The sequence below is a fragment of the Bacteroidia bacterium genome (genome assembly GCA_041391665.1).
In the GTDB taxonomy this organism is placed as follows: domain Bacteria; phylum Bacteroidota; class Bacteroidia; order J057; family J057; genus JAGQVA01.
Genome location: JAWKNO010000001.1, coordinates 788,731 through 805,364, shown reverse-complemented (window position 1 = coordinate 805,364; position 16,634 = coordinate 788,731). Strand labels below are relative to the sequence as shown.

The 16,634-nt window shown below is 44.3% G+C and carries 26 protein-coding genes; 3 read left to right on the top strand and 23 right to left on the bottom strand.

From position 1 onward, the window contains the following. Window positions 1-5: 5 nt before the first annotated feature. From rpsH to R3D00_03240, 20 genes are all read right to left on the bottom strand, one after another. Window positions 6-404, bottom strand: a complete 399-nt coding sequence (gene rpsH, locus R3D00_03335; GenBank protein ID MEZ4772190.1) for a 30S ribosomal protein S8 — start codon at window positions 402-404, stop codon at window positions 6-8. A gap of 1 nt (window position 405) precedes the next feature. After that, a complete protein-coding gene (gene rpsN, locus R3D00_03330) occupies window positions 406-675 on the bottom strand; it encodes a 30S ribosomal protein S14 (protein MEZ4772189.1) in 270 nt (89 codons plus the stop codon). A gap of 4 nt (window positions 676-679) precedes the next feature. Next, a complete protein-coding gene (gene rplE, locus R3D00_03325) occupies window positions 680-1,246 on the bottom strand; it encodes a 50S ribosomal protein L5 (GenBank protein MEZ4772188.1) in 567 nt (188 codons plus the stop codon). Between the two features lie 72 nt (window positions 1,247-1,318). After that, the gene (gene rplX, locus R3D00_03320) at window positions 1,319-1,642 is read right to left on the bottom strand and encodes a 50S ribosomal protein L24 (GenBank protein ID MEZ4772187.1); all 324 of its coding nucleotides are present in this window, start codon (window positions 1,640-1,642) and stop codon (window positions 1,319-1,321) included. Between the two features lie 12 nt (window positions 1,643-1,654). Then, window positions 1,655-2,023 (bottom strand): 50S ribosomal protein L14, encoded by a 369-nt coding sequence (gene rplN, locus R3D00_03315; protein ID MEZ4772186.1) that lies wholly within the window; start codon window positions 2,021-2,023, stop codon window positions 1,655-1,657. A 36-nt stretch (window positions 2,024-2,059) separates the two neighbouring features. Further along, window positions 2,060-2,329, bottom strand: a complete 270-nt coding sequence (gene rpsQ / locus R3D00_03310) for a 30S ribosomal protein S17 (protein MEZ4772185.1) — start codon at window positions 2,327-2,329, stop codon at window positions 2,060-2,062. A 6-nt stretch (window positions 2,330-2,335) separates the two neighbouring features. Further along, window positions 2,336-2,542, bottom strand: a complete 207-nt coding sequence (rpmC, locus tag R3D00_03305; GenBank protein MEZ4772184.1) for a 50S ribosomal protein L29 — start codon at window positions 2,540-2,542, stop codon at window positions 2,336-2,338. 4 nt (window positions 2,543-2,546) lie between these two features. Beyond that, window positions 2,547-2,966 (bottom strand): 50S ribosomal protein L16, encoded by a 420-nt coding sequence (gene rplP, locus R3D00_03300; protein ID MEZ4772183.1) that lies wholly within the window; start codon window positions 2,964-2,966, stop codon window positions 2,547-2,549. Window positions 2,967-3,013: 47 nt separating this feature from the next. Further along, complete coding sequence (rpsC, locus tag R3D00_03295) at window positions 3,014-3,700, bottom strand: 30S ribosomal protein S3 (GenBank protein MEZ4772182.1); 687 nt, start codon at window positions 3,698-3,700, stop codon at window positions 3,014-3,016. A 17-nt stretch (window positions 3,701-3,717) separates the two neighbouring features. Beyond that, window positions 3,718-4,170, bottom strand: a complete 453-nt coding sequence (gene rplV, locus R3D00_03290) for a 50S ribosomal protein L22 (protein ID MEZ4772181.1) — start codon at window positions 4,168-4,170, stop codon at window positions 3,718-3,720. A gap of 19 nt (window positions 4,171-4,189) precedes the next feature. Further along, the gene (rpsS, locus tag R3D00_03285) at window positions 4,190-4,471 is read right to left on the bottom strand and encodes a 30S ribosomal protein S19 (protein MEZ4772180.1); all 282 of its coding nucleotides are present in this window, start codon (window positions 4,469-4,471) and stop codon (window positions 4,190-4,192) included. 11 nt (window positions 4,472-4,482) lie between these two features. Next, the gene (gene rplB / locus R3D00_03280) at window positions 4,483-5,310 is read right to left on the bottom strand and encodes a 50S ribosomal protein L2 (GenBank protein ID MEZ4772179.1); all 828 of its coding nucleotides are present in this window, start codon (window positions 5,308-5,310) and stop codon (window positions 4,483-4,485) included. Between the two features lie 9 nt (window positions 5,311-5,319). After that, a complete protein-coding gene (gene rplW / locus R3D00_03275) occupies window positions 5,320-5,613 on the bottom strand; it encodes a 50S ribosomal protein L23 (protein MEZ4772178.1) in 294 nt (97 codons plus the stop codon). Between the two features lie 4 nt (window positions 5,614-5,617). Next, window positions 5,618-6,250 (bottom strand): 50S ribosomal protein L4, encoded by a 633-nt coding sequence (gene rplD, locus R3D00_03270; GenBank protein MEZ4772177.1) that lies wholly within the window; start codon window positions 6,248-6,250, stop codon window positions 5,618-5,620. A gap of 1 nt (window position 6,251) precedes the next feature. After that, window positions 6,252-6,884, bottom strand: coding sequence for a 50S ribosomal protein L3 (gene rplC / locus R3D00_03265; GenBank protein ID MEZ4772176.1), 633 nt, complete (start codon window positions 6,882-6,884; stop codon window positions 6,252-6,254). 22 nt (window positions 6,885-6,906) lie between these two features. Beyond that, a complete protein-coding gene (gene rpsJ, locus R3D00_03260; protein MEZ4772175.1) occupies window positions 6,907-7,212 on the bottom strand; it encodes a 30S ribosomal protein S10 in 306 nt (101 codons plus the stop codon). Window positions 7,213-7,244: 32 nt separating this feature from the next. Continuing rightward, the gene (gene fusA / locus R3D00_03255; protein MEZ4772174.1) at window positions 7,245-9,353 is read right to left on the bottom strand and encodes an elongation factor G; all 2,109 of its coding nucleotides are present in this window, start codon (window positions 9,351-9,353) and stop codon (window positions 7,245-7,247) included. Window positions 9,354-9,384: 31 nt separating this feature from the next. Beyond that, window positions 9,385-9,852, bottom strand: coding sequence for a 30S ribosomal protein S7 (gene rpsG, locus R3D00_03250; protein ID MEZ4772173.1), 468 nt, complete (start codon window positions 9,850-9,852; stop codon window positions 9,385-9,387). Window positions 9,853-9,861: 9 nt separating this feature from the next. Beyond that, window positions 9,862-10,236, bottom strand: a complete 375-nt coding sequence (gene rpsL / locus R3D00_03245) for a 30S ribosomal protein S12 (protein ID MEZ4772172.1) — start codon at window positions 10,234-10,236, stop codon at window positions 9,862-9,864. Window positions 10,237-10,696: 460 nt separating this feature from the next. Continuing rightward, on the bottom strand, window positions 10,697-11,359 hold the full coding sequence (locus tag R3D00_03240) for an outer membrane beta-barrel protein (GenBank protein MEZ4772171.1): 663 nt from the start codon (window positions 11,357-11,359) through the stop codon (window positions 10,697-10,699). 140 nt (window positions 11,360-11,499) lie between these two features. On the opposite strand from R3D00_03240, the gene R3D00_03235 reads away from it, so the two are divergent. Then, window positions 11,500-12,453 carry a phytanoyl-CoA dioxygenase family protein gene (locus R3D00_03235; protein ID MEZ4772170.1) on the top strand — a complete coding sequence of 318 codons (954 nt, stop codon included), beginning with the start codon at window positions 11,500-11,502 and terminating at the stop codon, window positions 12,451-12,453. Window positions 12,454-12,503: 50 nt separating this feature from the next. Here R3D00_03235 and R3D00_03230 read toward each other — a convergent pair whose 3' ends face one another. Continuing rightward, entirely contained in the window at window positions 12,504-13,382 is an 879-nt protein-coding gene (locus tag R3D00_03230) for a hypothetical protein (GenBank protein MEZ4772169.1), read from the bottom strand. Window positions 13,383-13,676: 294 nt separating this feature from the next. Here R3D00_03230 and prmC point away from each other — a divergent pair, with 294 nt between their 5' ends. Then, window positions 13,677-14,546: a peptide chain release factor N(5)-glutamine methyltransferase gene (prmC, locus tag R3D00_03225; protein ID MEZ4772168.1), complete on the top strand. Its 870-nt coding sequence runs from the start codon at window positions 13,677-13,679 to the stop codon at window positions 14,544-14,546. Here prmC and xerD read toward each other — a convergent pair whose 3' ends face one another. Further along, window positions 14,547-15,452 (bottom strand): site-specific tyrosine recombinase XerD, encoded by a 906-nt coding sequence (gene xerD, locus R3D00_03220; GenBank protein MEZ4772167.1) that lies wholly within the window; start codon window positions 15,450-15,452, stop codon window positions 14,547-14,549. It lies immediately after the preceding gene. An 86-nt stretch (window positions 15,453-15,538) separates the two neighbouring features. Between xerD and aroQ the strand changes: the two genes are divergently transcribed. Further along, window positions 15,539-15,964 carry a type II 3-dehydroquinate dehydratase gene (aroQ, locus tag R3D00_03215; GenBank protein ID MEZ4772166.1) on the top strand — a complete coding sequence of 142 codons (426 nt, stop codon included), beginning with the start codon at window positions 15,539-15,541 and terminating at the stop codon, window positions 15,962-15,964. Window position 15,965: 1 nt separating this feature from the next. Here the strand turns inward: aroQ and R3D00_03210 are convergent, their stop codons facing one another. Further along, window positions 15,966-16,613 (bottom strand): PIG-L deacetylase family protein, encoded by a 648-nt coding sequence (locus R3D00_03210; GenBank protein MEZ4772165.1) that lies wholly within the window; start codon window positions 16,611-16,613, stop codon window positions 15,966-15,968. Window positions 16,614-16,634 lie beyond the last annotated feature (21 nt).

The following is a 16,634-nucleotide window of genomic DNA, read 5'->3' as shown; positions in this document are numbered from 1 at the left end:
CTATCTTAGTAAACGTAACATAATACTTCACCACCGACATTTTCAGAAACGGCTTTCTTTTCAGTCATAACACCTTTGGGTGTGGATACAATGGCTATACCCAATCCATTCAGCACTCTCGGCATTTTTTTGACTTTGGCATAATGTCTCAAGCCAGGCTTGCTAATTCTTTCGAGTTTGGAGATCGCCGGCTTCTTGGTGAAGCGGTCATACTTCAGCGCAATCTTAATAACTCCCTGTGGGCCTTCCTCGACAAATTTGAATTTGCGGATGTAGCCATACTCATGGAGGACTTTGGTGATTTCCTTTTTCAGATTTGAAGCAGGAATGTCCACTACTTTATGCCCTGCACTTTGAGCGTTTCTTATCCGGGTCAGATAATCTGCAATAGGATCCGTATTCATATTACCAACTTGTTTTCTTCACCCCAGGAATTTTTCCTTCAAGGGCAAGTTCTCTAAATTTAATTCTGGAAATACCAAACCTTCTAATGTAGGCTCTGGGTCTTCCGGTAAGCTTACACCGGTTCTTCAGACGCACTGGGGAAGAGTTTCTGGGCAAAAGCGCAAGTTCCTGGTATAAGCCAGCTTCTTTTAGTGCTTTTCTTTTGGCAGCAAACTTAGCTACCATTTTTTCCCTTTTCTCCTGTCTCGCTATAATTGATTTTCTTGCCATAATCTTACTCTTGCTTTCTTTGTATTCCCTGGAAAGGCATACCAAAAGCTACCAATAGCGCTTTTGCTTCTTCATCTGTGTTGGCCGAAGTTACGAAAGTAACATCCATTCCGGAAATCTTCCCAATCTTATCTACATCAATTTCAGGGAAGATGATCTGTTCTTTAACACCCATGGTAAAATTCCCTCTACCATCAAATCCACGCACCGGTATTCCACGAAAGTCTCTTACACGAGGCATTGCGACGTTGATAAACCGGTCAAGAAACTCATACATTCTGACTCTGCGAAGGGTAACCTTACAGCCGATAGGCATGTCTTCCCGCAGTTTGAAGTTTGAGATACTCTTCTTTGAAAAAGTAACTACGGGACGTTGACCAGAGATCAAAGAGAACTCTTCTACAGACGCATCAATCAGTTTCTTATCTGAAACAGCCTCTCCTACACCACGGTTAAGAACGATCTTTTCCAGGTGGGGTATCTGCATCACAGAACTGTAATTAAATTGCTTGAAGAGCTTTTGCATAATCTCTTCTTTGTACAGCGTGTATAACCTCGGTTCGTTTGACATTTTTATTATGTTGAGGGTTGTATAAGCAGCCGAATCAGCGTTTACTGAGAGCTAGCAGCCAACCATTCTTATTTACTTGATAATATCTCCGCTTTTTTTGGCGTATCTGACCAACTTACCTTCATCAGACAATTTGCGACCGACACGGGAAGGTTTTTTTAGGCCTGGATCAATCACCATCAGGTTTGAAATATGCACAGGTGCCTCCTGATCAATGATACCACCATTAGGGTATTGTTGGGAAGGTTTAATGTGCTTTTTAACCATTCGTATTCCCTCTACAATTGCTTTCTGATCTTTTGGAAATACCAGAAGGACTTTACCTTCTTTTCCACGGTCAGCGCCGGAGAGTATGCGGACGTTATCGCCTTTTTTGATATGGAGTTTTGTTGCCATAATTCTTATTCTCTATAAAACCTCCGGAGCGAGGGATACAATTTTCATATAACCTTTATCGCGAAGCTCGCGGGCAACCGGGCCAAAAATCCTGGTTCCTCTGGGGCCACCGTCATTTGCCAGTAGCACAGCAGCATTATCGTCAAATCGGATGTAAGAGCCATCTGCACGACGGCGTTCTTTACGTGTCCGAACGACAACCGCTTTCACCACATCACCTTTTTTCACATTGGAGCTGGGGTCGGCGGACTTGACGGAACAAATAATCCGGTCACCGACGCGGGCGTATCTCCTTTTGGTACCTCCCAGTACCCGTATACAGAGAAGCTCTTTCGCTCCGCTATTATCCGCTACTTTAAGTCTCGTCTCCTGTTGTATCATCGTTCTTAGGGTTTCTGGTTCCTGAAATCAGGCAACCTATTTTGCTTTCTCAATGATTTCGACTAACCGCCACCGTTTGCGTTTGCTCATAGGGCGCGTTTCCATAATACGAACGGTGTCACCTATGCCACATTCGTTGTTTTCGTCATGCGCCATAAAACGGGAAGTTTTGTGCACAAATTTACCATACATCGGGTGCTTTACTCTCCGTTCAACCGCAACCACAATCGACTTATCCATCTTATTACTGATGACTTTACCGACCCTGATCTTTCTGAGGTTTCTCGTAACTGTTATTTCGCTCATGACTGGTTAGTTGTTTGCTTTTTCCGCCAATTGTCTCTCCCGAGAGATGGTATTTAATCTTGCAATCGCTTTACGCGTATCCCGTATCTCAGAGGGATTTTCTATTGCAGACACCGCGTGGTTGAGTCTGAGTCGCAGGAGCTTATCGCTTTCGTCCTTTATTCTGGCGACAAGTTCTGACGTTGTCAGGTCCCTGATTTCTTTGGCCTTCATATCGTTATCCTTGTAAATCTCTTCTAACTACAAATTTTGTTTTTATCGGTAGCTTATTTGCAGCAAGCCGAAGGGCTTCTTTTGCAACAGCTTCTGGTACCCCATCCAGTTCGAACATAATTCTTCCTGGTTTTACGACAGCAGCCCAGTATTCGGGGTTACCTTTTCCTTTACCCATCCGCACCTCAGCAGGCTTTTTGGTAATGGGCTTGTCAGGAAAAATCCGAATCCACATATTTCCTTCCCTCTTCATTGCACGGGAAATTGTGATACGGCAGGCTTCAATCTGTCTGGAAGTAATAAAGCTCGGCTCAAGTACTTTTAAACCATAAGATCCAAAGGCAATCTCAGCACCTCTCCCAGAATTGCCTTTCATTCTGCCTTTCTGAACTTTTCTATGTTTGACTTTCTTAGGCTGTAACATAATTTTTCTGAATTTCGAGTTTCGGATGGCGTATAAGCCCTATGTCCCTACCTTCTCCGCTTTTTAGTCCTTTTCCTGTCTGATTTAGAGTTGGGAGAAAGGTCCACCTTGCCGTAAATTTCTTTTTTAAATATCCAGACTTTCACACCGATAACTCCGTATATGGTATGCGCTTCAACAAGTGCATAATCAATATCTGCTCTCAAAGTCTGTAGCGGAATGCGTCCTTGCTTATACTGTTCAGTACGTGCCATCTCAGCTCCGCCCAAACGACCGGCACACATGATTTTGCAACCCTGGGCACCTGCACGCATCGTAGAAGCAAGAGAAGCTTTCATTGCGCGACGGAATGAAACCCTGCCTTCCAGTTGCTGAGCGATTTGTTGCCCAACGAGCGTGGCATCAAGTTCAGGACGTTTGATCTCAAAAATGTTGATCTGAACGTCTTTCCCTGTGAGTTTTTTGATCTCTTCCCGCAATTTATCCACTTCCTTACCACCTTTACCGATCACAATTCCAGGTCGGGAAGTGTGAATAGTAATTGTAATCTTGCGAAGTGTACGTTCGATAACAATCTTCGAAATACCGCCTTTGGGTATCCGGGTATTGAGGTAGGCGCGAATTTTTTCGTCTTCAATCAGTTTGTCAGAGAAATCTTTTCCTCCAAACCAGTTGGAATCCCAACCCTTGGTGATGCCTAACCTTAGTCCTATTGGATGAGTCTTCTGTCCCAATTTCCTAGCGTTAATGATTAATCTTCGTCTTCAGTTTCTGGAATCCTGTCAATTTGAAGTGTAAGGTGGCAGTACCTTTTGCGAACCAGGTGGGCCCTTCCCTGAGGAGCGGGGTTCAACCTTTTCAACATTCTTGCACCATCTACTGATACTTCTTTGACATAGTGGGTACCGATATCTACTCTTTCCCCTTCATTTTTTTCTTCGTAGCTGGTAATAGCGGAGCGAAGAAGCCTTCCTACAGCTGGTGCAGCAGCACGGCTGGTAAATTTCAGGGTATTAATAGCATGAAACACTTCCATGCCCCGGATCTGATCCACAACCATACGCATTTTGCGGGCTGAGGAGCGGTAGTTATTCAGAGAAACTTCTGTTTTCTCTGACTTTTCAGCTTTAAGCCTATCGGCGTAAGCTTTTTTACGCTTGGGGCCTTTTTCAATCCCGGCAGCGATTTTTTCCTTACGGGTCATTTTTGCTGTTTCCGACATCTTACTTCTTCCTTGAATCCTTTCTATTACCGGCATGTCCTCTGAAATTTCTGGTCGGAGAAAATTCTCCTAATTTATGACCGACCATGTTCTCTGTAACAAATACCGGGATAAACTTATTGCCATTATGTACAGCAACGGTATGACCAACAAAATCCGGGGAAATCATCGAACGCCGAGCCCAGGTCTTAATCATACGCTTACTCCCGCTTTCGTTCATTCGCAGAACCTTTCTTTCGAGTTTTGGGTCAATAAATGGCCCTTTTTTCAGCGATCTTGCCATTGGTAATTAATTTATCTTTTCTTCTTCCTGCTGATAATCAGACGATTGGAAGATTTTTTCTTATTTCTTGTTTTATATCCTTTTGCAGGCAGACCATTACGGTTACGTGGGTGGCCTCCCGATGCACGACCTTCACCACCACCCATTGGGTGATCTACCGGGTTCATCGCAACGCCTCTGGTACGTGGGCGTTTTCCTAACCAACGGTTTCGGCCAGCTTTACCTATTTCAATATTCTGATGCTCAGAATTACTTACAACACCGATCGTCGCCATACAGGTACCAAGTACCATACGAGTTTCTCCGGAAGGCAACCGAAGGGTTACATATTTTCCTTCCCGTGCAGTAATCTGAACATAAGTACCTGCGCTACGAGCCATTGCACCTCCTTTTCCAGGATACAATTCAACATTGTGCACAAAAGTACCCAGTGGAATATTCATCAGACACATTGCATTACCCACTTCCGGATCGGCAATCTCTGCTGATACAATTTTCCGTCCTACTTCTAGCTTTTCAGGAGCCAGTATGTAGCGCTTTTCCCCATCAGCATAAAATAATAAGGCGATACGGGCAGAACGATTTGGATCGTACTCAATGGCTTTCACCGTTGCAGGTATGCCAAACTTATTTCTTTTGAAATCGATAACCCTGTATTTCCGTTTGTGGCCACCCCCTCTGTGAGGCATGGTTGTAATCCCTGTACGGTTACGTCCACCAAAACTTTTCAGCGGTTTGGTAAGGGATTTTTCCGGATTCGATTTGGTAATCGTATCAAAATCCGATATGGACATGTGCCGCTGGCTGGGTGTTACCGGTTTTAACTTCTTGATACCCATCTCTTCTCTTTATATATGCTTGTAGAAATCAATCTCATTTCCCTCTTTGAGGGTTACAATGGCCTTCTTATAGTTTGAAGACTTTCCATGGATAATACCTTTTTTGGTAAACCGGGTACGTCTTTTGCCTCTAACGACCATTGTACGTACATTCTCCACTGCTACCTCATACACCCTCTCAACTTCACTTTTGATCTGGCTTTTGGAAGCACTCAGTCCTACCTCAAATCCGTATTTAGAAAGGCCTTTCTCCGCAAAATCAGCCGTCTTTTCAGTAATGATTGGTCTTTTAAGGATACTCATGACTTTAGTTTGCTAATTTTTCATTAATAACGTTCACTGCATCCTCAGTAATGATCAGCGTCTCAGCGTTCAGAATATCGTAAGTATTCAGATCTGCTACGGTCATTACCTGTGCCTTGGGAAGATTTCTTCCTGATAAGTAGACATTCTGGCTATAGTCGCCGAGAACCATCAGGATTTTCTTGTTGCCTAAAGCCAATTTTTCCAATATGCTCAGAAAGTTTTTGGTTTTAGGTGCGTCAAAGTCAAAGTTTTCCAGCACCCGGATATTCTCCTCACGAGCTTTATAGGTAAGCGCGCTTCTCCGTGCAAGTTGCTTGAATTTGCGGTTCAGTTTGAACCCATAATCGCGCGGTCTTGGCCCGAATACTCTACCACCATGACGCCACAGAGGTGATTTACGGCTACCCTGACGTGCATTACCCGTTCCTTTTTGGCGGTAGGGCTTTTTGGTAGTCGCCGAAATCTCACCACGTTCTTTCGCTTTATGAGTTCCCTGACGCTGATTGGCGAGAATCAGCCGCACATCCTGGAAGATGGCGTGGTCGCTCGGGTTCTGCAAACCAAAGATTCCCTCTGATAGAGAAACCGTTCTACCGGTTTCAGAACCTTCTATATTATAAACTGCTACTTCCATATTACTTCTCTACAATGACGTAAGACCCTTTATGCCCCGGTATGGATCCGGAAACAACCAACAGATTTTTCTCAGGGATTACCTTAACGATTCTAAGGTTTTGAACTGTAACTTTGTCGCCGCCCATACGGCCAGCCATTTTCATTCCCTTGAATACGCGGGAAGGAGTAGAACCTGGTCCGAGTGAGCCTGGGGCACGCTCCCGGTTGTGCTGACCATGGGTACGGGCACCAACACCGCTAAACCCGTGGCGTTTTACAACACCTTGAAAACCTTTACCCTTTGACATTCCGACAACGTCCACGTAATCACCTTCCTCAAAAATATCTACACTTACAGTATCTCCGAGTTTCACTTCTTTATCATAGAAATCAATCTCGGCAAGTTTGCGCTTGGGAGTTGTTCCTGCTTTTTCAAAGTGACCTTGAAGAGCTTTGGTGGTATTTTTTTCCTTTTTCTCATCAAAAGCAAGCTGTACAGCATTGTAGCCATCTGTCTTACCATTGATTAGCTTATCAGATTTGACCTGAGTAACCACATTGGGCTCGGCATATATCAAAGTACAGGCAATGTTTTTCCGATTTTCATCGAAAATATTGGTCATCCCTACTTTCTTTCCTATGATTCCTGCCATCTTTTTTCAGTTAATAGAATAATTACACTTTAATCTCCACATCAACACCACTGGGTAGTTCGAGTTTCATCAGAACGTCAACCGTTTTCGAACTCGAACTAAAAATGTCGATCAAACGTTTGTAAGAACTGATTTCGAACTGCTCCCTTGACTTTTTATTGACGTGGGGAGAGCGGTTTACGGTGATTACAGAGCGCTCTGTAGGTAACGGGATCGGTCCACTCACGATGGCGCCGGTGGACTTCACCGTACGTACGATTTTTTCGGCAGACTTATCTACCAGATTGTGATCGTACGATTTTAGTTTAATTCTAATCTTCTGGGTCATTGCTCAAAGATTAAGAAGAGTACAGGTACTACCTATACCTTTGTAAGACCTTTTACTTTTGCGATTACTTCTTCCTGAATACCAGATGGAGCCTCCTGATAATGAGAGAACTGCATGGTGGACGCTGCTCTACCAGATGAAATGGTACGCAGGTCGGTAACATAGCCAAACATTTCAGAGAGAGGTACCTTGGCTTTTACGACTTTGGAATTTCCTCTGTCGCCCATATTTTCAATTTTTCCACGACGACGGTTAAGATCGCCAACCACATTACCCATATACTCCTCGGGTGTTACCACCTCTACAGCCATAATGGGCTCCTTCAGTACTGCACCTGCTTTGGGCACTGCTGTGCGGAAAGCTGTACGTGCTGCAAGTTCAAATGAAAGTTGGTCTGAGTCAACCGCGTGGAAACTACCGTCAAAAAGCCTTACTCTCAAACCATCCAGCTGGTAACCAGCCAAAACGCCCTGATTCATAGCTTCGCGGAAGCCTTTTTCTACAGAAGGAATAAATTCTTTTGGAATTACTCCACCTTTAATATCGTTTACAAATTCGTAACCCTGACCAGATTCAGATTCTACCGGTCCGATTTCTATTTGTATATCGGCAAATTTACCACGCCCACCAGTCTGCTTTTTATAGACTTCACGGTGTGTAACTTTCTTGGTGATGGCCTCCCGGTAAGAAACCTGTGGTTGCCCTTGATTTACTTCAACCTTGAACTCCCTTTTCAGACGATCTACGATAATCTCAAGGTGAAGCTCACCCATACCCGCGATAATCGTTTGTCCTGTTTCCTCATCTGTTCTGACCTGGAAAGTGGGATCTTCTTCTGCGAGCTTGGAAAGTCCTATACCTAATTTTTCCTCATCTTTCTGAGTCTTTGGTTCCACCGCCAGCTTAATTACCGGTTCGGGGAATACAATAGACTCAAGCATGAGCGGGTTATTAAGGTCAGTAAGCGTATCACCAGTACGAATATCTTTCATACCTACTCCAGCTGCAATGTCCCCAGCTTCAACCGTATCAATCTGGTTTTGCTTGTTGGCGTGCATCTGAAGAATACGGCTTAGGCGCTCTTTACTACCTGTACGGTTATTCAGAATGTAAGAACCTCCATCCAATTTTCCGGAATATACACGGAAGAAGGAGAGACGACCTACATAAGGATCCGTCATGATTTTGAAGGCCAGAGCAGTAAACGGTTCGTTTATATTTGCGCTACGAGCCTCTTCTTTATCTGTATCAGGATTAATACCCACAACCGGAGGTACATCCAGAGGAGAAGGAAGAAGTGCACAAACCGAGTCGAGAACAGCCTGAACTCCTTTATTTTTAAAGGCGGAGCCACAGAGCATCGGTGTAATTGCCAAATCCAATGTAGCTTTACGCAAAGCAGAAAGAAGTTCTTCTCTGGTGATCGTTGTTGGATCTTCAAAGTACTTTTCCATCAACGCATCATCATATTCTGCGATGGCCTCAATCATTACAGTACGCCATTGTTCTACTGTATCAACCAAATCGGCAGGAATGTCGATAACTTCTGAGGTCATCCCCATATCATGTTCATTCCAGACGATGGCTTTATTGTCGAGCAAATCCACCACCCCTTTAAAGTTCACTTCAGAACCAATAGGGATTTGGATGGGTACAGGGTTTGCACCAAGCATGGTTTTCACCTGGCGAACCACTTCGAAGAAGTCGGCACCAGAACGATCCATCTTATTAACGAAACCGATACGTGGCACTTTATATTTGTCAGCCTGACGCCATACAGTCTCACTTTGGGGCTCAACGCCTCCAACAGAACAGAATACAGCTACAGCTCCGTCCAATACCCGAAGTGAACGCTCTACCTCAACAGTAAAGTCCACGTGTCCGGGAGTATCAATAATATTAATACGGTGATCGATTGAATTGTATGGCCAGAATGTAGTGGTAGCAGCAGCGGTAATCGTAATACCTCTTTCCTGCTCCTGCTCCATCCAGTCCATCGTAGCTGCCCCCTCATGAACCTCCCCAATTTTATGAGAAATACCGGTATAGTAGAGAATCCTTTCCGTTGTGGTGGTTTTCCCTGCATCAATGTGGGCCATGATGCCTATATTCCGGATATCTTTTAATGGTACTTTTTTCATTTTACTGTCCTTCGATTCTATTCTTTAAATACTAAAATCTGAAGTGGGAGAATGCTTTGTTTGCTTCTGCCATCCGGTGTGTATCTTCCTTCTTCTTAACGGCAGCACCTTCACCCTTTGCCGCAGCCATAAATTCAGCTGCAAGTTTATCCTCCATGGATTTTCCATTACGTGATTTTGCGAAACGGATCAGCCAACGGATACCAAGACCTTCTTTTCTCTTTGGATGTACTTCAGTAGGCACCTGAAAAGTTGCACCACCTACACGGCGGCTTTTTACTTCTACCGCAGGCATTGCATTGTTGAGGGCAGCTCTGAAAACTTCCAGCGCAGGTTGTTCAGATCTGGCTTCAATAATATCCATAGCCCCATAGAATACCCCAAAGGCCACGCTTTTCTTTCCCTGAATCATCAGATTGTTCACAAATTTTGTGATCTGAGTATCTCCGTAACGGGAGTCGGGAGTAATTGCTCGGTTTCTAGCTCTGCTCTTTCTCATGATTCCTTACTACTTTTTGGCCCTTCTGGTACCGTATTTGGAACGTGCTTGTTTTCTGCCATCTACACCGGCTGTATCCAGTGCACCTCTTACTATGTGATATCTCACACCTGGCAGGTCTTTTACACGACCTCCTCTTACCAGTACAATAGAGTGTTCCTGAAGATTATGTCCCTCTCCGCCAATGTACGCGTTCACCTCTTTTTGATTGGTGAGACGAACCCGTGCTACTTTACGGAGTGCTGAGTTTGGCTTCTTAGGTGTAGTCGTATACACCCGGAGACATACCCCTCTTCTTTGGGGACAGTTGTCCAAAGCAGGTGATTTACTCTTGTCCTGCTTGACTTCTCTTCCTTTTCGAATTAATTGTTGTATTGTAGGCATACTTCTTATGCTTTATAGAAAGCGGCTGCAAAGGTATGGATAATCTTTCCCAACTACAAGCCACAAGGCTATTAATTTTAAAAATAAAGTGATTTGTTCAGGAAATACTGCTCCAAATCATCCGGAGAGGAAGATCGCACATGGACAGCACCTGTTACGCAGTTTCGCGGTGGCAATTGAGTTAGGAGTAGAGGGTGGTTTCACATATTCTGGAGCTATAATCCAGAAATCTACTTCTATACTGACTTTTACCTTCCGGGATACCACGGACCCTTACAGGATCGGAGGCATTGCCATGAAGCGGACTTCCTGGTCCGTGAAATTCATAGGGTTTATTAGACCTTTTCTGAATTTCGAGCCGCAAGTTACGCATATCTCTGGCTACTTTCAAAGGATTTTCTGAAACTATTTTTGTTTTTGGTAAAATCCTGAAATTTCTGCCCCTCATTATGCTCTGAGCCTACTTCCAACGGTCTGCCCGGATCAGGTTTACATGGACAGAAAGTGAAATATATCGATAAAACCATCTCAAACGCCCAACCTCATCCTTAGGCATTTGTCCGGGTAAAGGTAGTTCTGTGTCCAATGTTGGGATGACCGAATAGGTGATTCGGCCATTTATGCTCAGGTAATCTCCTATCGGAATGTCTGCTCCGCCAATAATCCGATAATCATACCGCTTCAAAAAATCTATTTCCGGGCTGTTTCCATGATTATCTACCCAGTTCATCCTTACCCCCAATGCAGCACCGCCATACCAATCCACATCAAATTCTATATCTGTACCGATTATCAACGGGTGCCTTAGCATTAAGAGCAAAGGCAGATTCAGTGAATTAATATTTAAATCAACCGCAGATCCCCCCAACACAGTTAGGCGCCTGTCTTTTGAGCGACTACCCAATTGTTCGATTAATATCTCCGGCTGAATCGAAAAGGTCTCCGAAAAACGGTAATTGACATACCCGCCAATCGTACCCCCACGCTTATGGAAACCCTTAATATTGTCGCCGTCAATCTGACTGGCATTTATGCCTAATATCAAACCTCCGCTAAAATTTTGCGCAATAGCAACTTGAAGTTCAAACATCAAACAACATGCAACCAGGTAAAGTTTGTTCATGTAGTGAGTGAGTTTATGATCCTTGTGTTAAATTAAGGAAGTTTGCAATTAAAAAAAACATCTCAAAAAGTTGCTACAACAGGGGGGCTATAGACAATGGATAATTATCCTATATATTTGCCAGGAAAATCATCGCTCTTATGCAAAAGCTCGCTGCATTTCTCCGAACATTTAAGGCAACTTATGTGCTCAACAATCTGCGTCATTTTCACAGTCTGAGCGCCAACCGGCAACTTTACAGAAAGTATGGGCTAAAAAAATCTGTATTTGCTCCGGTTTCCAGCAAGGATTTTGAATCTCTTCCGGAAGAAACGCCCTGGCTGGATAGCCCAAATGCACACCAGGCGCTTCTTCAACACCCGGAGTTTGCAACGTTCTCTTCCGAAATTCAGCAGAAAATCCGTTCGTGGATTGATAACGGATTCCTTATTCTTGAGCAGTTTCTTTCTCCTGAAAAGGTCGATGAAATCAACAGGGAAGTGGATCGGATGATCAGAGAAAAAGTAGTGGGTTTCCACCCCTCCGGCAGAATCATGTTTGCATACAGACAATCTGCACTTATGAAAGCATTGGTAGGGGATGAAATGCTCGTAAGGCTTATGTCATTTTTACTTGGGAAAAAAATGACGGCTTTCCAGAGCATCAATTTTATTTATGGAAGCGAACAAAGACCGCACTCTGACTCCATTCACATGACTACGTTTCCGTTGGGGTATCTGGCGGCAACCTGGCTTGCGCTTGAGGATATCGATGATCAGAATGGAGGCCTGGTGTATTACCCGGGCAGTCATAAGCTCCCCTATATTCTCAACCGGGATTTTGATCATGGCGGTGGATTTTTCAGGCTTGGATACGACGCCAATCGTCACTATGAGGACAAAATAGAATCTCTCATAAACGAATACAATCTTAAACCGGCAACATTTGTTGCGAAACCTGGAGATCTGCTGATCTGGCATGCCAACCTCATCCATGGCGGGCATCCGATCCAAAAATCGGGCTCTACCCGTAAAAGTATGGTAGTACACTATTTTGCGGACGATGTAATCTGCTATCACGAGATGACACAACGGCCAGCCCTGTTGGCAAAATAAAAAAGCCGGATCTTTTACAGATCCGGCGGATATAACACTAAAGGAGAAAATCAGTAGTTCCAGAGGTGATGTTCAAACTCCACCAGCTCCTGCCGGCGCTGTTCTGCTTCCGACAGTGAGATGATAGGTTCTCCCCCCACATTTATAAGAAAGCTGTGGAAAATGCGAAGGTCGAATACTTCTGCCACAGACCGGCATTCGGCATCATTAAACCGGCTCGTCCATCGGGTTTCATCTAATTGCTCTTTTACGTCTTTCCACATAAAACGGGCAAGGACTTTTTCAGGTAATATACCTGTAGGATCCGTCCATATCACTTCGAAAAAATCAATTTGGCGAATCATACTGGAAGTATTTTTATCAAATATCCAATCCTCCACCATATGAATCACTTCTTCGTATGGAGCAAAATCCAGTGGTTTGGCTACCTCAGGTGCGTTTTCAGTCTGTGGATCAGATTCGAAAGGTGACGCCCATTGTTCTGACGTTTCTTCATACACCCATTCACTACTGCCGTCAGACCCGGAGTGTTCATCAAAATTTTCCTCCAGACTATCATCTCCCCAGGTTTCAGATTCGTCTACGGCCAATGCCTGCTCAAATAAGTTCATTCGCGCGACAACATCTTCGTAAGTCATCGTTTTCCTCCAATCATCTGGATCATAAGCAAGGTATTTTCCTTTTTTTAATCCGTTGATAAGAGATTGAACCATACCGTTCATTTCCGTAAACTTCTCATTTCCACCATAATAAGGAGAGGCTGAGATAACCAGCGGTTTGTTGATTTTTTCGACAAGGCTGATCCGGTTTACAACACGCTTACGCCAGAAGTGATCTTCTGTGCGAACGTTTGGTTGACCAGCCAAAGGTTGAAAAGCTGTCAGTAGGCCGAATCCTGCCAGCACAATTTTTAAAAGGGAATATCGCATGATTGCTCGCTTTAAGTAAGTACAGAATCTAACAGGTAGAGTTTTATCAGATTTGTGTTCTTAATTTTTGTTTATAATAATGGCGATCAGCGATTTTGATTGGTAAAATTTTTAACGTACCAATATTTATTTTATTGAATTCGGGGCGGACAAAAATCCGCCCCTTTATTAACACTTAACCGCCTGAAAAGAAATCTGCATCACAGATTCCCTGATTTACCCACATAATACCGGAGCAGGCAAAAGGTTACAGGTTGCAGATATAATTTCCTCTCAAAATAGTAGCTTTGGATCATGAATTTTCCCCGCAAAAAATCACTGTTTTACCAAAATCTGACCGGTCTGCTTGGCAAGATATACGCTACCGGCGAATCCATCGCGGTAGTTGGCTTATTGGAGGATTTCATTAACCGGAGCGAAGATATTTCGGCAGACTCATTTTCTGATGCAAACTGGCTATTTGTCAATCAAATGGCTGTGCGGCTACTTCAGGCCGAGCCGGTTCAGTACGTGCTGGGGGAAGCGCATTTTTACGGAAGAGATTTCAGGGTATCCCCCGCGGTGCTCATTCCCCGTAGTGAAACTGAAGAACTGGTCGTTTGGATAAGAGACGATATGATCAGGCGTCGCAATCCGACACCGCCACAAATTCTTGATATTGGTACAGGTAGTGGTTGTATTCCGATTACGCTTGCGTTGGAACTGGGAGATATGAAACTGCAAACAAGAACCACAGGCATGGATATCAGCCAGGACGCACTGGATGTCGCAAAAGTAAATGCAGAGAAATGGAATGTATCGACTGCGTTTGTTCATCAGGATATTTTCCTGGCCCAATCAGGCGATTTTACAGAGCTTGATGTGATTGTGAGTAATCCACCCTATGTCAGGGAAAGTGAAAAGGCAGACATGCACAAAAATGTACTGGAATATGAACCTGAGACGGCCTTATTCGTTTCAGACCAGAATCCATGGATATTTTACGAACATATTATTGCGCTGTCATCTGAATGGTTGACGAGTGGTGGCCGGCTGTTTTTGGAAATCAATGAGTCATCAGGCCCGGATATCGTCAGCTTGCTGGAAAAAGCCTCATTTACCGGAATCACACTGCGTCGTGATCTTCAGGGAAAAGACCGGATGATCAGAGCAGAAAAACCTTGATTATTTACGGGGGTGATACAACGCATGTACTTCGCGTAAATATTCGCGATCCATATGGAGGTAAATTTCGGTAGTTGTAATGGATTCGTGTCCCAACATTTCCTGTACAGCCCGGAGATCGGCTCCCCCCTCTATAAGATGCGTAGCGAATGAGTGCCGGAATGTATGCGGGCTAATGCTTTTTTTTATACCAGCTATATGAGCGAGATCTTTAATAATCAGAAATACAGACACACGGGAGAGTTGGGATCCCCGGCTGTTGAGAAAAACAAAATCTTCATGCCCCCGGGTGATCCTGAGGTTCAGTCTTACTTGTGAAAGATACTCGCGAAGGAAGGCCAGGGCTGGCTGCCCGACAGGTACAAGTCGCTCTTTATTTCCTTTGCCGAGGATACGCAGGAAACCTTCTTCAAAATAAATACGGGACAGCTCAAGACCGACCAGTTCTGAAACCCTCAACCCGGAAGAATACAAAATTTCCAGCATGGCACGGTTTCGTATGCCACGATCATCAGAAAGATCAATGACCGAAAACAGCTTTTCCAATTCAGGTACACTCAAAACCTGAGGCAACTTTCGCCCAAATCGCGGCATTTCCAGTAATTGACCGGGATCTTCAGCGGTAGCACCGTCGGCCAGCAAAAATCCATGGAAGGAACGGATGGTGGAGATGTTGCGGGCAAGTGAGCGTTCACTGAGAAAACAATCCTGAACCAGCCAGGTGAGAAACTCCCGTAAGTTGTCCAGCGAAATCTCATCAGGAGAATCCTTTTGAAGTATCTGCCGGGCATAAAAGATATACCTTTCCAGGTCGCTGAGATACGCTTCCTTAGAGTTTTCGGCGATCCCTCTTTCGATCGTCAGATATTGGGAATATTCTTTTTTTGCCTGTGTCCAGGAGATCATATCGGGATGGTTACCTGTTTATGGTAAACGATAATTGTTTGTTGATAATGGGTTGATTAGTTTCACGGAAATATACGGTGAAATATATGAAAATACTGATCATCAACGGGCCAAATCTCAATATGCTGGGCAGGCGAGAACCCGATATTTATGGTAAAGAAACATTCGAGGACATATTAGGCGAGTTGAAAGAACGGTTTGCTCAGATTGAAATACTTTATTTTCAGTCCAACCACGAGGGCGATCTTGTGGAGAGGATTCAAAAAACACTTGACGAAAATCTAGCAGGGCTCATCGTAAATATGGGAGCCTATACGCATTATAGTTACGCTATTTTCGATGCGCTCAATATGGTAAAAATACCGAAAGTAGAAGTTCATCTTTCCCATCTTTACAGCAGAGAGCCATTCAGACATAAGTCTGTTATCAGTCCGGCATGTCAGGGCATGATTTCTGGTTTTGGGAAAATGGGTTACCGAATGGCGATAGAATGGTTGGTGGAGAAAAACTAGTTTACAGTGAAAAAACAGGTGAAAACATCCTGACAATTTCAAAAGCCTCTGCGGCATGATAACCTGATTCCATACCCCTATAACGGGCCAGTGTGCGCAGGCCTTCGGAAGAATAAGGATCAGGGAACGTGCGGATTTCATTAGAGTAGACCTCAAAAGCTTTGATTTTTTCTTCCAAAGATTCTGAAATATCCACAAACAACTGAGGCGCGAAGGGTTGCTGGTTCCATGCCGCCACAAAGGGAATCTCACAGGCAAGTACAGTCACCTGTCTTCCTCTTGGGCGTGTGAGAATCATGACTGCTTCATACACTTGCCGGTGGTCGCGGTTGAGATCTTTGGGGGAATGGGTGATAATCAGATCGGGGGTACCCATTTTTTCGCTGAGGGCATTTGCAATTGCTGCGACAGGATAAGTATCAAACTGCTGGTCCCGAAAGCCGATGGAATGATAACTTTCGATGCCTAATATCTGACAGGCTTTATCTAGCGCGAGGCGATTGTCAGAGTTTTCCGGGCGCATGGCCACAATGGCATCAGAAACAACGACCAGCCTCACTGAATGACCTTTACGGGAGAGTTTACGAACGAATCCACCGGCCCCCAGGGTTTCATCATCGGCGTGAGCGAGAATAAGTAATACATCCATAGGTTGAAGGTAGGAAAATCT

Excerpts from the sequence above, each read along its gene's own strand:
- rplX (MEZ4772187.1), bottom strand. The coding sequence starts at position 1,642 with ATGGCAACAAAACTCCATATCAAAAAAGGCGATAACGTCCGCATACTC.
- rplD (MEZ4772177.1), bottom strand. The coding sequence starts at position 6,250 with ATGGAAGTAGCAGTTTATAATATAGAAGGTTCTGAAACCGGTAGAACG.
- R3D00_03240 (MEZ4772171.1), bottom strand. The coding sequence starts at position 11,359 with ATGAACAAACTTTACCTGGTTGCATGTTGTTTGATGTTTGAACTTCAA.
- rplP (MEZ4772183.1), bottom strand. The coding sequence starts at position 2,966 with ATGTTACAGCCTAAGAAAGTCAAACATAGAAAAGTTCAGAAAGGCAGA.
- aroQ (MEZ4772166.1), top strand. The coding sequence starts at position 15,539 with ATGAAAATACTGATCATCAACGGGCCAAATCTCAATATGCTGGGCAGG.
- R3D00_03230 (MEZ4772169.1), bottom strand. The coding sequence starts at position 13,382 with ATGCGATATTCCCTTTTAAAAATTGTGCTGGCAGGATTCGGCCTACTG.
- rpsG (MEZ4772173.1), bottom strand. The coding sequence starts at position 9,852 with ATGAGAAAGAGCAGAGCTAGAAACCGAGCAATTACTCCCGACTCCCGT.
- rpsQ (MEZ4772185.1), bottom strand. The coding sequence starts at position 2,329 with ATGAGCGAAATAACAGTTACGAGAAACCTCAGAAAGATCAGGGTCGGT.
- rplC (MEZ4772176.1), bottom strand. The coding sequence starts at position 6,884 with ATGGCAGGAATCATAGGAAAGAAAGTAGGGATGACCAATATTTTCGAT.
- rplW (MEZ4772178.1), bottom strand. The coding sequence starts at position 5,613 with ATGAGTATCCTTAAAAGACCAATCATTACTGAAAAGACGGCTGATTTT.
- fusA (MEZ4772174.1), bottom strand. The coding sequence starts at position 9,353 with ATGAAAAAAGTACCATTAAAAGATATCCGGAATATAGGCATCATGGCC.
- rplV (MEZ4772181.1), bottom strand. The coding sequence starts at position 4,170 with ATGACCCGTAAGGAAAAAATCGCTGCCGGGATTGAAAAAGGCCCCAAG.
- rpsH (MEZ4772190.1), bottom strand. The coding sequence starts at position 404 with ATGAATACGGATCCTATTGCAGATTATCTGACCCGGATAAGAAACGCT.
- rpsS (MEZ4772180.1), bottom strand. The coding sequence starts at position 4,471 with ATGGCAAGATCGCTGAAAAAAGGGCCATTTATTGACCCAAAACTCGAA.
- rplB (MEZ4772179.1), bottom strand. The coding sequence starts at position 5,310 with ATGGGTATCAAGAAGTTAAAACCGGTAACACCCAGCCAGCGGCACATG.
- prmC (MEZ4772168.1), top strand. The coding sequence starts at position 13,677 with ATGAATTTTCCCCGCAAAAAATCACTGTTTTACCAAAATCTGACCGGT.
- xerD (MEZ4772167.1), bottom strand. The coding sequence starts at position 15,452 with ATGATCTCCTGGACACAGGCAAAAAAAGAATATTCCCAATATCTGACG.
- rplE (MEZ4772188.1), bottom strand. The coding sequence starts at position 1,246 with ATGTCAAACGAACCGAGGTTATACACGCTGTACAAAGAAGAGATTATG.
- R3D00_03210 (MEZ4772165.1), bottom strand. The coding sequence starts at position 16,613 with ATGGATGTATTACTTATTCTCGCTCACGCCGATGATGAAACCCTGGGG.
- rpsJ (MEZ4772175.1), bottom strand. The coding sequence starts at position 7,212 with ATGACCCAGAAGATTAGAATTAAACTAAAATCGTACGATCACAATCTG.
- rplN (MEZ4772186.1), bottom strand. The coding sequence starts at position 2,023 with ATGATACAACAGGAGACGAGACTTAAAGTAGCGGATAATAGCGGAGCG.
- rpmC (MEZ4772184.1), bottom strand. The coding sequence starts at position 2,542 with ATGAAGGCCAAAGAAATCAGGGACCTGACAACGTCAGAACTTGTCGCC.
- R3D00_03235 (MEZ4772170.1), top strand. The coding sequence starts at position 11,500 with ATGCAAAAGCTCGCTGCATTTCTCCGAACATTTAAGGCAACTTATGTG.
- rpsN (MEZ4772189.1), bottom strand. The coding sequence starts at position 675 with ATGGCAAGAAAATCAATTATAGCGAGACAGGAGAAAAGGGAAAAAATG.
- rpsL (MEZ4772172.1), bottom strand. The coding sequence starts at position 10,236 with ATGCCTACAATACAACAATTAATTCGAAAAGGAAGAGAAGTCAAGCAG.